The organism is Streptomyces sp. NPDC046862, assembly GCF_040704615.1.
Lineage (GTDB): Bacteria > Actinomycetota > Actinomycetes > Streptomycetales > Streptomycetaceae > Streptomyces.
This window is the reverse complement of record NZ_JBEYXP010000005.1, coordinates 255,048-269,786: the sequence shown is the minus strand read 5'-3', so window position 1 is coordinate 269,786 and position 14,739 is coordinate 255,048. Positions and strand designations below refer to the sequence as shown.

Annotated in this window: 10 protein-coding genes; 7 read left to right on the top strand and 3 right to left on the bottom strand. The window is 71.7% G+C overall.

What is annotated here, in order from left to right:
* Positions 1–6 precede the first annotated feature (6 nt).
* The gene (locus tag AB0959_RS08005; protein ID WP_366825448.1) at positions 7–4,173 is read right to left on the bottom strand and encodes a HAMP domain-containing protein; all 4,167 of its coding nucleotides are present in this window, start codon (positions 4,171–4,173) and stop codon (positions 7–9) included.
* A 103-nt stretch (positions 4,174–4,276) separates the two neighbouring features.
* Here AB0959_RS08005 and AB0959_RS08000 point away from each other — a divergent pair, with 103 nt between their 5' ends.
* Together AB0959_RS08000 and hemW are read left to right on the top strand one after the other, a co-directional pair.
* Entirely contained in the window at positions 4,277–6,289 is a 2,013-nt protein-coding gene (locus tag AB0959_RS08000) for a SpoIIE family protein phosphatase (protein WP_366825447.1), read from the top strand.
* 56 nt (positions 6,290–6,345) lie between these two features.
* Complete coding sequence (hemW, locus tag AB0959_RS07995) at positions 6,346–7,578, top strand: radical SAM family heme chaperone HemW (RefSeq protein ID WP_366825446.1); 1,233 nt, start codon at positions 6,346–6,348, stop codon at positions 7,576–7,578.
* 122 nt (positions 7,579–7,700) lie between these two features.
* Here the strand turns inward: hemW and AB0959_RS07990 are convergent, their stop codons facing one another.
* Both AB0959_RS07990 and AB0959_RS07985 read right to left on the bottom strand, forming a co-directional pair.
* Positions 7,701–8,516, bottom strand: coding sequence for a DUF3097 domain-containing protein (locus AB0959_RS07990; RefSeq protein WP_366825445.1), 816 nt, complete (start codon positions 8,514–8,516; stop codon positions 7,701–7,703).
* A 34-nt stretch (positions 8,517–8,550) separates the two neighbouring features.
* The gene (locus tag AB0959_RS07985) at positions 8,551–9,348 is read right to left on the bottom strand and encodes an MBL fold metallo-hydrolase (RefSeq protein WP_366825444.1); all 798 of its coding nucleotides are present in this window, start codon (positions 9,346–9,348) and stop codon (positions 8,551–8,553) included.
* Between the two features lie 256 nt (positions 9,349–9,604).
* Between AB0959_RS07985 and hrcA the strand changes: the two genes are divergently transcribed.
* From hrcA to AB0959_RS07960, 5 genes are all read left to right on the top strand, one after another.
* Positions 9,605–10,621: a heat-inducible transcriptional repressor HrcA gene (gene hrcA, locus AB0959_RS07980; RefSeq protein WP_366825498.1), complete on the top strand. Its 1,017-nt coding sequence runs from the start codon at positions 9,605–9,607 to the stop codon at positions 10,619–10,621.
* Positions 10,622–11,758 (top strand): molecular chaperone DnaJ, encoded by a 1,137-nt coding sequence (gene dnaJ, locus AB0959_RS07975; protein ID WP_366825443.1) that lies wholly within the window; start codon positions 10,622–10,624, stop codon positions 11,756–11,758.
* Positions 11,759–12,012: 254 nt separating this feature from the next.
* Positions 12,013–13,152, top strand: coding sequence for a nitronate monooxygenase (locus tag AB0959_RS07970; RefSeq protein WP_366825442.1), 1,140 nt, complete (start codon positions 12,013–12,015; stop codon positions 13,150–13,152).
* On the top strand, positions 13,149–13,889 hold the full coding sequence (locus tag AB0959_RS07965; RefSeq protein ID WP_366825441.1) for a 16S rRNA (uracil(1498)-N(3))-methyltransferase: 741 nt from the start codon (positions 13,149–13,151) through the stop codon (positions 13,887–13,889). The genes AB0959_RS07970 and AB0959_RS07965 overlap by 4 nt, the downstream gene beginning before the upstream one ends.
* A 251-nt stretch (positions 13,890–14,140) precedes the next feature.
* A complete protein-coding gene (locus tag AB0959_RS07960) occupies positions 14,141–14,689 on the top strand; it encodes a hypothetical protein (RefSeq protein WP_366825440.1) in 549 nt (182 codons plus the stop codon).
* The last annotated feature ends 50 nt before the right edge of the window (positions 14,690–14,739 follow it).

Below are 14,739 nucleotides of genomic sequence, written 5' to 3'. Positions count from 1 at the left end.
CCTCACTCAGTCCGTGGCTTCGTGGGCGCTCGCCCCCTCGGTGTCGGCGTGCCTCTCCGGCTCCGCGTCCTGTCCATCCTCCGCCTCCGGACTCTCCGGGTCGAGGAGCGCGCAGACGACCGTGAGCAGCTGGTCGACGTCCACCGGCTTCGGCACGTAGTCGTTGGCGCCCCGCGCGATGGACTTCTCGCGGTCGCCCGGCATCGCCTTGGCGGTCAGCGCGACGATGGGCAGGCCCGTCCAGCGTGGGGTGCGGCGGATGGCGGCGATCGTCTCGTAGCCGTCCATCTCCGGCATCATGATGTCCATCAGGACGAGTTCGACGTCCGGGTTGCGCTCCAGTGTCTCTATGCCCTCGCGGCCGTTCTCCGCGTACAGGACGGGCATGCCGACGCGCCCGAGCACGTGGGTGAGCGCGAAGACGTTGCGGATGTCGTCGTCCACGATCAGTACGCGCCGGCCCGGCAGGACCTGTCCCGCGCGGCCCGACTTCCAGGCCTCCAGCTTGTTGGGCGTCGGCCAGGTGTCGTCCGGCTCCGGCCCGGTGAACGGCTCGGCCGACAGCTGCTCGGAGGTGGTCAGGACCCGCTCCTCCGGCACTGGTCCGGTCGCCGCGTGGCCGGGGCTGACGACCGGGACGTACAGCGTGAAGGTGGACCCCTTGCCGGGCACGCTCTCGGCGATGATGCGGCCGCCCAGCAGACCCGCGATCTCCCGGCTGATGGACAGCCCGAGGCCCGTACCGCCGTACTTGCGGTTCGTCGTGCCGTCGGCCTGCTGGAACGCCTCGAAGATCACCGGGAGTTTCTCGGCCGCGATGCCGATACCGGTGTCGGAGACCGCGAAGGCGATCACCTCGTCGGTGTCCTCACGGGTGTAGCGGTGCTCGGGGTCCTTGACGCGGTTGACGCGCAGCTCGACCCTGCCGCCCGCGGTGAACTTGATCGCGTTGGACAGCAGGTTGCGCAGGATCTGCTGGAGGCGCTGCTCGTCGGAGTACATCTCCCGCGGTACGTCCTCGCCGACCGCCACCTCGAAGGCGAGCCCCCGGTCCAGGGTGAGCGGGCGGAACGTGGCGTGCACGTAGTCGAGCAGCTTGATCAGCGGGAGCTTCTTCGGGCGTACGTCCATCCGGCCGGCCTCGATCTTCGACAGGTCGAGGATGTCGTTGATCAGCTGGAGCAGGTCCGAGCCGGAGCGGTGGATCGTCGTCGCGAACTGCACCTCCTGGTCGGTGAGATGGCCGTCAGGGTTGTCGGAGAGCAGTCGGGCCAGGATCAGCAGGGAGTTGAGCGGCGTGCGCAGCTCGTGCGACATGTTCGCCAGGAACTCCGACTTGTACTGGGACGAGGTCGCCAGGAGCGCCGCCTTCTCCTCCAGCTCGGCGTTCGAGCGCTGCAACTCCGCCTGCTGCTCCTGGAGTTCGTCCGAGCGCTCCTGGAGCTGCATGGCCAGGCGCTGGGACTCGCCGAGGAGCGACTCCGTACGGGAGTTGGCGATGATCGTGTTGATCGCGACGCCGATCGTGTTCACGAACTGGTCGAAGAATGCCAGGTGGACGTCGGAGAAGCGCGAGAAGGAGGCCAGTTCGATCACGCCGAGGAGCTTGTCCTCGAAGAGGATCGGGATGATGACCACGCTGGACGGGGAGGCCTCACCCAGACCACTGTTGATCTTGATGTAGTCCGGCGGCGCCTCCTCCACCAGGATCCGCTTCTTCTCCCGCGCCGCCTGCGCCACCAGTCCGTGCACCGGCAGCCCGCCCGTCTCCACGGTCGCGCCCTGCGCCGAGCCGTACCCGGCGATGAACGCGAGCCCCTTGCCCAGGCCCTCGCCGGGCGCGGTCGTACGCAGCGCCGCGCCGTCCTCGTCCGGGTCGGCCAGGTAGAAGGCGCCGTACTGCGCGTTCACCAGCGGGGTCAGCTCGCGCAGGATCAGGTCGGCGACCTCCATCAGGTCCCGGTGGCCCTGCATCAGAGCTGCCAGGCGGGCCAGGTTGGACTCCAGCCAGTCCTTCGCCCGGGTGGTCTCGCGGAGGTTGGCCACCATCAGGTTGATGTTGTCCTTCAGCTCGGCGACCTCGCCCTGCGTCTCCACCGTGATCGAACGGGACATGTCGCCCTGCGCCACGGCCGAGGCGACTTCGGCGATCGCGCGCACCTGGGTGGTCAGGTTCGACGCCAGCTCGTTCACGTTCGTCGTCAGGCGCTTCCAGGTGCCGTACACGCCCTCGACGCGGGCCTGGCCGCCGAGCCGGCCCTCACTGCCCACCTCGCGGGCCACGCGCGTGACCTCGGAGGAGAAGGAGGAGAGGGTGTCGACCATGGTGTTGATGGCGGTCTTCAGCTCCAGGATCTCGCCGCGCGCGTCCACGTCGATCTTCTTGGAGAGGTCGCCGTTGGCCACGGCCGTGGTCACCTGGGCGATGTTCCGCACCTGGGAGGTGAGGTTGTCGGCCATGTAGTTGACGTTGTCGGTCAGGTCCCGCCACACACCGGACACGCCCAGCACCTGGGCGCGACCGCCGAGCCGGCCGTCGGTGCCGACCTCGCGGGCCACCCGGGTCACCTCGTCGGCGAAGGCGCGCAGTTGCTCCACCATCGTGTTGACGGTGTCCTTCAGTTCGAGGATCTCGCCGCGGGCGTCGACCGTGATCTTCTTCGACAGGTCGCCGTTCGCCACGGCGGTCGTCACCTGTGCGATGTTCCGTACCTGGGACGTGAGGTTCAGCGCCATGAAGTTGACGTTGTCGGTGAGGTCCTTCCAGACGCCGGACACGCCTCTGACCTGGGCCTGACCGCCCAGGTTGCCCTCGGTGCCGACCTCGCGGGCGACCCTGGTCACCTCGTCGGCGAAGGCGGAGAGCTGGTCGACCATGGTGTTGATGGTGGACTTCAGCTCCAGGATCTCGCCCTTCGCCTCGACCGTGATCTTCTTGCCGAGATCGCCCTGGGCGACGGCCGTGGACACCAGGGCGATGTTGCGCACCTGCGAAGTGAGGTTGTCCGCCATGAAGTTGACGTTGTCGGTGAGGTCCTTCCATACCCCCGAAACGCCTCTGACCTGGGCCCGGCCGCCCAGGTTGCCCTCGGTGCCGACCTCGCGGGCGACCCTGGTCACCTCGTCGGCGAAGGCGGAGAGCTGGTCGACCATGGTGTTGATGGTGGACTTCAGCTCCAGGATCTCGCCCTGCGCGTCCACCGTGATCTTCTGACTGAGGTCGCCGTTGGCCACGGCGGTCGTGACCTGGGCGATGTTGCGGACCTGGGAGGTGAGGTTCGACGCCATGAAGTTGACGTTGTCGGTGAGGTCCTTCCAGACCCCCGACACGCCTCTGACCTGGGCCCGGCCGCCCAACTGGCCCTCGGTGCCGACCTCGCGGGCGACCCTGGTCACCTCGTCGGCGAAGGCGGAGAGCTGGTCGACCATGGTGTTGACCGTGAGCTTGAGTTCGAGCAGCTCCCCGGTCGCCTCGACGGTCACCGTACGGGTGAGGTCGCCGCGCGCCACCGACGTCGTCACCAGGGCGATGTCACGCACCTGGGCCGTCAGCCGGGACGCCATCGTGTTGACCGCCTCGGTCACGTCCCGCCAACTCCCGGACAGGCCGCGCACCTTGGCCCGCCCGCCCAGCCGCCCCTCCGTGCCGACCTCGCGCGCGACCCGGGTCACCTCGCCCGTGAACAGCGACAGCTGGTCGACCATGGTGTTCACGGCGCGGCCCAACCGCCGCAGGTCACCGCGGAGCTGCCGGTTCCCGTCGTGCAGGTCGACCCGCTGGGTGAGGTCCCCGCCGGCCACCGCGTCCAGCACGCGCGTGGCGTTGGCCGCGGGCGCCACCAGGGCGTCGAGGAGCTGGTTCACATCGTTGACGCGGGCCGTCCAGCTGCCCTGGCCCGGGCTCGCGGAGAGCCGCTCGTCGAGGCGGCCGTACCGAACCAACTCCCGCCGCACGCGCTGCACTTCCGTGTTGAAGTGGGTGCTGCGGTCCATGATCTGGTTGAAGACGGCCGCGAGCTCGGCCGCGATGCCGTGGCCCGCCTCCGGCGCCTTCCTGAAGTCGCCGTCCCGCGCGGCCGTCATGGCCGCGAGGAGGGGACGGAGATCGGATGGCCGAATCTGTCCGTCTTCCTGACCGTCTTCGAGCACCCGCGTAGCACTGTTCTCACTCATGGTGGCCCACTTCAGTAACTCGGCGCTTATGGGCGTGGCCAGTCTGTCACTCTGTCCGTGCCGCCTGAGGCCTATTCGTCCGAACTGCTCAGGGAGCCGCACAGTGGGGGCCATTCCGACGCAACGCGAGTCGACGACTCGTGCCCCTGGTACGCCTGCGCACCGGGGCACGGACCGGCGCGCGGTCGCACACGCGTCGCTCCCCGGAGGCCCGCTCGCGCCCGGCGCCGCCCGCCGCTTCGCCCGCGCCACCCTGGACGACTGGGGACGGCTCGCACTGCCCGGAGCCGAGACCCTCACCGACCGGTTCGCCGACGACGTCCTGGTCGTCGTCAGCGAACTGGTCACCAACGCCGTCGTGCACGCCGGCACGGACGTCGAGGTGCTGTGCCGTCTCGAGCCCGCCGAGCATCCGGAGCACCCCGACCACCCCGCGTACCCCGGGCACCCCGACGAGGAGCCCGTCCACGTCGTCGTCGAGGTCTCCGACCACCACCCCTCGCGCGCCGTACGCGACGACGGCACCGAACGCCCGTACAGCACCGAGCGCCCCCACGGCACGGAACCCTCCTACGGCACCCCGGAGTACGGGCGCGGTCTGCGGCTCGTCTCCGCGCTCTGCGACGCCTGGGGCATCACCTACCGCACGGGCGTGAAGACCGTCTGGGCGCGCCTGCCCACCGGCGGGTCCGCGGACGTCGAGGGGGACCGGATCGAGGCGTACGCCGCCGACGACGCCTTCGACCGGAGGACCATCGCCGCCGAGATACTCGCTCCCGCGCCGAGGCGCGGCACGGAGGGCGACAGGGACTGGCTGAACCGCGGCGCCCTCTCCTTCCTGGCCGAGGCCTCCGACCTGCTCGCCGGGCAGCTCGACGAGGACCTGGTCGCCGCGCTCGCCGGACAGCTGCTGGTGCCGCGCCTGGCCGACTGGTGCGCGGTGTGGCTGGAGGACGAGGGCATGGGCTGGCGCGGCGCCGAGGCCGGACTCGGCACGGGCCCCCGGCTCGCCCGCGTCTGGCACGTCAGCGAGAACCGCATCGAGGACCTGCGCCGGGCGCTGGAGAAGAACCCGCCCCGGCTGCCGGAGTCCGTACGGTCGCGGGCGATGCCGGTGGCGTGGCCCGGCGAGGCCCTCGGCGACCAGGGCGAGACCGGGACCGCGCTCGCCTACCGGCTGATCGCGGGCGGGCGTCCGCTGGGCACGCTCGTCATCGGCCGGGCCGGGCTGCTCCGCTTCGCCGACGAGGTCACCGGGCTCGTCGAGGACCTCAGCCGCCGGGTGGCCCTCGCGATCGGCGCGGCCCGCCAGTACGCCCGCCAGGCCACCATCAGCCGGGTCCTCCAGCGCGGACTGCTGCCGGGCGCGGTCGCCGAGATCCCCGGGATGCACAGCGCCCTCGTGTACGAGCCGTGCGACAAGGGCGGCCCCAGCGGTGACTTCTACGACCTGTTCCCGGCCGGCGACGGACGCTGGTGCTTCGCCCTCGGAGACGTCCAGGGCAAGGGTCCCGAGGCCGCCGTCGTCATCGGCCTCGCCCGGCCCTGGCTGCGGCTGCTGGCCCGCGAGGGCTACCAGGTCGCCGACGTCCTCGACCGCCTCAACCAGCTCCTCCTCGACGACGCCACGGAGGCCGCGGACGCGGCCGCGCGGGCCCTGGTCACGGCCGGCGGACCGGGCCTCGGCGCGGACGAGGGCCCGCAAACCCGCTTCCTGTCTTTGCTCTACGGCGAACTCGTCCCCTACGACGGCGGCGTCCACTGCACCCTCGCCTCCGCCGGGCACCCCCTGCCGCTGGTCCTGGGCCCCGACGGCGACGTCCGCACGGCCGCCGAGCCGCAGACCCTGCTCGGTGTGATCGAGGACGCCGCGTACACCTCCGAGACCTTCACGCTGCGCCCCGGCGACACGCTGCTGTGCGTCACCGACGGCGTGACCGAGCGGCGCTGCGGATCGGTGATGTTCGACGACGGGGACGGCCTCGCGGCGGCCCTGGCCGACTGCCGCGGGCTGAACGCGCAGCTCGTCGCGGAGCGGATCAAGAGGCTGGTGCACGAGTTCGGCGAGCGGCCGCCGGAGGACGATCTGGCGTTGCTGGTGTTGCAGGCGGAGTAGCGGGGCCGGCGCTCGAGCGGTGCTGTGGTTGCGGGCGGTGCTGGAGAATGGAGGGCATGCCTTCCGTACTCCCCGACGGTGAGCCCGTCCCCGACGACGGGGCGCTGCCCGCGCACGCCCTGACCGGGGCCGCGGGCCGGCCTCTCGGGTTCTACCTGCACGTCCCGTACTGCGCGACCCGCTGCGGCTACTGCGACTTCAACACCTACACGGCGACCGAACTGCGCGGCACGGGAGGCGTCCTCGCCTCCCGCGACAACTACGCCGAGACGCTGATCGACGAGATCCGCCTGGCCCGCAAGGTGCTCGGCGACGACCCGCGCGACGTCCGCACGGTCTTCGTCGGCGGCGGTACGCCGACGCTGCTGGCCGCCGGTGATCTCGTACGGATGCTGGGGGCGATCCGCGACGAGTTCGGGCTCGCGGACGACGCGGAGGTGACGACGGAGGCGAACCCGGAGTCGGTGGACCCGGCGTACCTGGAGGCGCTGAGGGAGGGCGGTTTCAACCGGATCTCCTTCGGCATGCAGAGCGCCCGGCAGCACGTGCTGCGGGTGCTGGACCGCACGCATACACCGGGGCGTCCGGAGGCCTGCGTCGCGGAGGCCCGGGCCGCCGGGTTCGAGCACGTCAACCTCGACCTGATCTACGGCACCCCCGGGGAGTCGGACGACGACTGGCGGGCCTCCCTGGACGCGGCGATCGGGGCGGGGCCGGACCATGTGTCGGCGTACGCGCTGATCGTCGAGGAGGGCACACAGCTCGCGCGGCGCATCCGGCGGGGTGAGGTGCCGATGACGGACGACGACGTCCACGCGGACCGGTACCTGATCGCCGAGAAGACGCTGTCGGCGGCGGGGTTCGAGTGGTACGAGGTCTCGAACTGGGCCACGTCCGTCCAGGGGCGCTGCCTCCACAACGAGCTGTACTGGCGTGGGGCCGACTGGTGGGGGGCCGGGCCCGGCGCCCACAGCCACGTCGGCGGGGTGCGGTGGTGGAACGTGAAGCATCCGGGGGCGTACGCGGGGGCGCTGGCGGCGGGCCGTTCTCCGGGGGCCGGGCGCGAGGTCCTCGCGGACGAGGACCGACGGGTGGAGCGGATTCTGCTGGAGCTGCGGTTGCGGGAGGGGTGTCCCTTGTCGCTCCTTCGGGAGGCGGGGCTCGGTGCGGCGCGTCGTTTTCTGTCCGAGGGGTTGCTGGAGGGCGGGGCGTTCGGGGAGGGGCGGGCCGTTCTGACGTTGCGGGGGCGGTTGCTGGCGGATGCGGTGGTGCGGGAGCTGGTGGACTGAGGGGTCCGTCGGGGGTGGGTGGGTTGGTGCGGCTGAGTGGGGGGCTGCTCGCGCTGTGCCCCGCGCCCCTGAAAGCCGCGCTGTGCCCCGCGGCTCCGAAAGCCGCGCCGTTCTCCGCGCTCCTAAGAACCGTGCGCCGGGGCCGTCACGAAGTCGATCAGTTCCTCCACCCGCCCCAGCAACTCCGGCTCGAGGTCCTTGTACGAGCGCACCGAGCCGAGGATCCGCTGCCACGCCTCCCCGGTGTTCGCCACGCGCCACCCCAGCGCCCGGCACACCCCCGTCTTCCAGTCCTGCCCGCGAGGGACCCGCGGCCACGCCTCGATCCCGACGGCCGCCGGCTTCACCGCCTCCCAGATGTCGATGTACGGGTGGCCCACCACCAGCGCGTGCTCGCTCGTCACCGACTCGGCGATCCGGGACTCCTTGCTGCCCGGCACCAGGTGGTCCACCAGGACCCCGAGGCGGGCGTCGGGGCCCGGCGCGAAGTCCGCGACGATCGACGGCAGGTCGTCCACGCCCTCCAGGTACTCCACGACCACGCCCTCGATGCGCAGGTCGTCTCCCCAGACCTTCTCGACGAGCTCGGCGTCGTGGCGGCCCTCCACGTAGATGCGTCCCGCGCGGGCCACGCGCGCGCGTGCGCCGGGGACGGCGACCGAGCCGGAGGCCGTACGGGTGGGGCGCGCCGGGGCGGACGACGGGCGTACGAGCGTGACCACCCGGCCCTCCACCAGGAAGCCCCGCAGCTCCATCGGGAACACCCGGTGCTTGCCGAAGCGGTCCTCCAGGGTCACCGTGCCCGCCTCGCAGCCGATCACCGCACCGCAGAAGCCGCTCCCGGGCTCCTCGACCACCAGCCCGGGCTCCGCCGGGACCTCCGGGACGGGCTTGGACCTCTTCCACGGCGGGGTCAGGTCCGGCGAGTACTGGCGCATTCGGATGACGATACGAGAACCAGCCGGGCGCGACTCACGACACGCCGAAGCTGCGTGCCAGCGCGTCCCTCTGCGCCCGGACGAACGCGGCGTCCACCGCCGCCCCGTGCCCCGGCACGTACACCGCGTCCTCGCCGCCGAGCGCCAGCAGCCGGTCCAGCGCCGCCGGCCAGTGCGCGGGGACGGCGTCCGGGCCCGCCTGGGGTTCGCCGGACTCCTCGACCAGGTCGCCGCAGAACACCACCTCGGGCGACATCGACGAGGCCGGCACCAGCACCACCAGGTCGTGCGCCGTGTGGCCGGGACCGACGTTCGCCAGGAGTACCTGCGAGCCGCCGCCCAGGTCCAGCGTCCACTCCCCGGAGACGTGGTGGCGGGGGCGGACGAGGTGGTCCGCGGCCTCGGCGGCCTCATCGGCGTCCAGGCCGTTGCGCACGGCGTCGGCGCGCAGATCCTCGCGTGAGCGTTCGCCGGTGAGGACCGTGTCCAGGCCCACCGCGCCGAAAACCTCCACTCCCGCGAAGGCCGCCGCGCCGAAGACATGGTCGAAGTGCGGGTGTGTCAGCGCGAGATGTGTCACATCGCGGAGACCTGTCACATCACCGCGATCCGTCACGCCGACGGGGCCCGCCCCATCGCCGTGCCCGCCCAGCAGGCTCCGCGCCTCGGCGCGCAACCGCGCGCCCTCCCGCAGACTCGACCCCGCGTCGATCATGAGGGCGCGGCCGTCACCGACGACCAGCCCGGCCGTGCAGTCCCAGACCGGGAGGCGGAGGCGCCCCACGTGCGGGGCGAGTTTCTCCCACCCGGCCTCTTCCCAAGTCACCGTCATACACCGACGCTAGCCCCAGGCCCCACCCCGGCACGACGACCGCTCGATGTGTCGGCGCTCCACGCGTACTCGCCGGTACGACATCACGGGACACGTTGGTACACGTCGGTACGACGGGCGTGGCCGCCCTTGCCGGGGCCGTACCCCGCCGCCGTACACTGGTGGGAATGCTGGCACTCACCTGCGGTGAGTGCCAGACGAGAGCCGCAAGGACGCGCGGGGACGCGCGAGGACGAATGCTCTGGAGGTGTGCGCGATGCTCAGCGAACGCAGGCTCGAAGTGCTGCGCGCCATCGTCCAGGACTACGTGGGCACCGAGGAGCCGGTCGGTTCCAAGGCGCTCACCGAGCGGCACAAGCTCGGGGTCTCGCCGGCCACCGTCCGCAACGACATGGCGGCTCTCGAGGAGGAGGGGTACATCGCCCAGCCGCACACCAGTGCCGGGCGCATCCCCACCGACAAGGGCTACCGCCTCTTCGTCGACAAGCTGGCCGCGGTGAAGCCGATGACCGCCCCGGAGCGGCGCGCCATCCACAACTTCCTGGAGGGCGCCGTCGACCTGGACGACGTCGTCGGCCGGACCGTACGCCTGCTGGCGCAGCTCACGCGGCAGGTCGCCGTCGTGCAGTACCCGTCGCTCACGCGGTCGACGGTGCGGCACGTGGAGCTGCTGTCGCTGGCGCCCGCGCGCCTGATGCTCGTGCTGATCACGGACACGGGCCGGGTGGAGCAGCGTATGGTCGACTGCCCCGCGCCGTTCGGGGAGACGTCGCTCGCGGATCTCCGCGCGCGGCTCAACAGCCGCGTGGCGGGCCGCCGCTTCGCGGACGTGCCGCGGCTCGTCGAGGACCTGCCCGAGGCCTTCGACCTGGAGGACCGCGGTACGGTCTCCACTGTGCTCTCCACCCTCCTGGAGACGCTCGTCGAGGAGAACGAGGAGCGGCTGATGATCGGCGGCACCGCCAATCTGACCCGCTTCGGACATGATTTCCCTCTCACGATCCGGCCGGTGCTCGAGGCGCTGGAGGAGCAGGTCGTTCTCCTCAAGTTGCTGGGCGAGGCGAAGGATCCGGGCGTGACCGTGCGCATCGGCCACGAGAACGCGCATGAGGGACTCAACTCCACGTCCGTGGTCTCGGTGGGCTACGGTTCGGGCGGCGAGGCAGTAGCAAAACTCGGCGTGGTCGGACCGACCCGCATGGACTATCCGGGAACGATGGGAGCAGTACGAGCGGTGGCACGTTACGTCGGACAGATCCTGGCGGAGTCGTAAGTGGCCACGGACTACTACGCCGTACTCGGCGTGCGCCGCGACGCTTCCCAGGAAGAGATCAAGAAGGCGTTCCGGAGGCTCGCGCGCGAGCTGCACCCGGACGTCAATCCCGATCCGAAGACGCAGGAGCGGTTCAAGGAGATCAACGCCGCGTACGAGGTGTTGTCGGACCCGCAGAAGAAGCAGGTCTACGACCTCGGCGGTGACCCGCTGTCCCAGGCGGGCGGCGGCGGCGCGGGCGGCTTCGGCGCCGGCGGGTTCGGGAACTTCTCGGACATCATGGACGCCTTCTTCGGTACGGCGTCCCAGCGCGGCCCACGGTCGCGCACCCGCCGCGGCCAGGACGCGATGATCCGGCTGGAGGTCGAGCTCGACGAGGCGGCCTTCGGCACGACGAAGGACATCCAGGTCGACACGGCCGTCGTCTGCACCACGTGCAGCGGCGAGGGCGCGGCCCCGGGCACGTCGGCCCAGACCTGTGACATGTGCCGCGGTCGCGGTGAGGTGTCCCAGGTCACCCGGTCCTTCCTGGGCCAGGTCATGACGTCCCGCCCCTGCCCGCAGTGCCAGGGCTTCGGCACGGTCGTCCCGAACCCGTGCCCGGAGTGCGCGGGCGACGGCCGTGTACGGTCCCGCCGCACGCTCACGGTGAAGATCCCGGCCGGTGTCGACAACGGCACGCGGATCCAGCTCGCGGGCGAGGGCGAGGTCGGCCCCGGCGGCGGGCCCGCCGGCGACCTGTACGTCGAGATCCACGAGCTGCCGCACTCCACCTTCCAGCGCCGTGGCGACGACCTGCACTGCACGGTCACCATCCCGATGACGGCGGCGTCCCTCGGTACGAAGGTCCCGCTGGAGACGCTCGACGGCATGGAGGAGGTCGACATCCGCCCGGGCACGCAGTCCGGTCAGTCGATCCCCCTGCACGGGCGCGGCGTCACCCACCTCAGGGGCGGCGGCCGGGGCGACCTCATCGTGCACGTCGAGGTCACGACCCCGACCAAGCTCGACCCCGAGCAGGAGCGCCTGCTGCGCGAGTTGGCGAAGCTGCGCGGCGAGGAACGCCCGACGGGACAGTTCCAGCCGGGGCAGCAGGGGTTGTTCTCCCGCCTGAAGGACGCGTTCAACGGGCGCTGACCGGGGTCCCCGGGTCCCCGGGGTCACCGTGGTCGGTGACCGCCGACGGCGACGGGCGCGGGACCTGCTCCTGCTCCCGTGCCCGTCGGACGCTTGCTGAGACTCTCGGGTGCCGTGGGCCGGTATGCCGGGTGGCTGGATCTCGTCCATGAACGCATCCCTCCGCCGCCCCTGACACGTGCCCATGTCCCTGGCCTATGCCAGGCGGAAGGCTGGATTCGGACCTTGTGGGGAGGACGTGGCAACATGCGTCCATGTCCTCCGCACTGACCGATCTCTTTCCCAGGCCGATCGTGCAGGCCCCCATGGCGGGCGGCGTCTCCGTGCCGCGGCTCGCCGCGGCCGTGTCCGAGGCCGGCGGGCTCGGCTTCCTCGCGGCCGGGTACAAAACGGCCGACGGCATGTACCAGGAGATCAAACAGCTGCGCGGACTCACGAGCCGCCCCTTCGGCGTGAACCTCTTCATGCCGCAGCCCGAGTACCCCGGTGCAAGCACCGGCTCCACTGGAGCGGCTGGCGCCGCACACCCTTCTGCGGCCGCCGTCGAGGTGTACGCCAACCAGCTCGCCGGTGAGGCCGCCTGGTACGACACCGAGCTGGGCGACCCCGACAGCGGGCGCGACGACGGCTACGACGCCAAGCTCGCCGTCCTCCTCGACAACCCGGTGCCGGTGGTCTCCTTCCACTTCGGCTGCCCCACCCCCGAGGTCCTCGCGTCCCTCGTCGCCAAGGGCACACTGACCCTCGTCTCGGTCACCACGGCCGACGAGGCGCTGGCCGTGGAGCGCGCCGGGGCCGACGCCGTGATCGTGCAGGGCGTGGAGGCGGGCGGGCACCAGGGCACCCACCGCGACGACCCCGAGCGGGACGGCGCCGGAATCGGCCTGCTCTCCCTCGTCGCCCAGGTCCGCGAGGCCGTCTCGCTGCCGGTCGTCGCGGCCGGCGGCATCATGCGGGGCAGCCAGATCGCCGCGGTCCTCGCCGCCGGGGCGTGCGCGGCACAGCTCGGCACGGCGTTCCTCGTGACCCCCGAGTCCGGCGCGAACGCCCTCCACAAGCAGGCGATGACCAACCCGCTGTTCGTCCGTACGGAGCTCACGCGCGCGTTCTCCGGACGCCCGGCGCGCGGACTGGTCAACCGCTTCATGCGAGAGCACGGCCCGTACGCCCCTGTCGCCTACCCCCAGGTCCACCACCTCACCTCCGGTCTGCGCAAGGCGGCGGCCAAGGCGGGCGACCCGCAGGGCATGGCGCTGTGGGCCGGGCAGGGCCACCGGCTGGCGCGGGAGCTGCCGGCGGGGCAGCTGGTGGAGGTGCTGGCGACGGAGCTGGCCTCCGCGCGGGCGGCGCTGTCCGGGTTCCCCGACGGGTCGGCGGGAGGCGGCGACCGGTGACCGCGCCGGTGTTCGTGGTCGACCAACTCGACGGTGCGGGGGCGGAGTTCGTCCTCGACGGTCCCGAGGGGCGGCACGCGGTGTCCGTGAAGCGGCTGCGGCCCGGTGAGGACGTGGTCCTCACGGACGGGCGCGGGCGGTGGACGGAAGGCGTCGTGAAGACGGCCGAGGGCAAGGACCGGCTGGTGGTCACGGACCTGCGGCCCGTGCGGGAGGAGCCGGCCGAGTCCCCCCGCATCACGGTCGTCCAGGCGTTGCCCAAGGGCGACCGGGGCGAGCTGGCCGTCGAGACGATGACCGAGACCGGGGTGGACGTGATCGTGCCCTGGGCGGCCTCGCGCTGCATCACGCAGTGGAAGGGCGAGCGGGGGCTGAAGGCGCTGGCCAAGTGGCGGTCCACCGCGCGTGAGGCCGGGAAGCAGTCGCGGCGGGTCCGCTTCCCGGAGGTCGCGGACGCGGTGACGACGAAGCAGGTCGCCGCGCTGCTCGCCGGGGCGGACTTCGCGGGTGTGCTGCACGAGTCCGGGGACGAGGCGCTGGCGGGCGTCGAGCTGCCCGCCGCCGGAGAGATCGTGCTGGTGGTGGGGCCCGAGGGCGGGGTGTCGCCGGAGGAGCTGTCGCTGTTCGCGGAGGCCGGGGCTCGGCCGTATCGCCTCGGTCGCAGTGTGCTGCGGACGTCGACGGCGGGGACGGCGGCGGTGGCGGTGTTGCTGGCGAGGACGGGGCGCTGGGCCTGACGGGGTTGTTTTTCGCCCCCGCCGCCCCTACCCGTCCCATCCTGTCCCTGGGGGCTGCGCCCCCAGACCCCCCGGGGGGTCTGGGGTGGGTTGGTTGGGTGCGAGTGGGTGGGGGCTGTTCGCGCAGTTCCCCGCGCCCCTGAAAGCCGTGCGGTTGCCCGCGCAACATCCAGCCTCTCCGGCGTTTGAGGAGCGGAGCGTGGCCGCATGCGGCCTACCGTGTTGCCGCCCGCGGTGGCAGTCTGCCGTCCATGGGGGCTATGACACGGGTGACACAACGGCTGGGTGGGCGGCGGGTTGTGCTGGCCCTGGGGCTCGGCGTGGGCGCCGTCGTGGGCGTCTCCGCCTGCGAGCCCGGCGGGTTGAACACCGCCGCCGTGGCGTTCACCACGGACCAGGCCGGCACCCGGGAGCTGGAGCGGCAGGGCGCGGACGTGCGGTGGCTCACCTGCACGGGGTCCTACGACGACAGCGGCGACAGGACCACCTCGCCCTCCGCCAGTGCCCACACCTTCGTGAACGTCGACTGCAAGGGCGAGACCGACGACGGAAAGGACATCAGCATCAAGGGAAAGGTGACTCGGGAGGTCAACGGCAAGTGCGTTCGCGGCGACCTCACCGCCAAGATCGCGGGCAAGGAGTGGTTCCAGGTGAACGTCCTGGGCAACTGCAACGCGTCCGGCACCACTCCCACTCCGCCCACCGGCGGCGACCGCCCCGGTGAGCCCGGCCCGACCGTCACCGTGACCAAGACCGTCTACTGCCAGTCGCATCCCACGTGCTGGCCCGAGGGCAAATGAGCCGAACCGGAACGAGCCGAACCAGAGTGAGCCGAACCGGAGTGATCCAA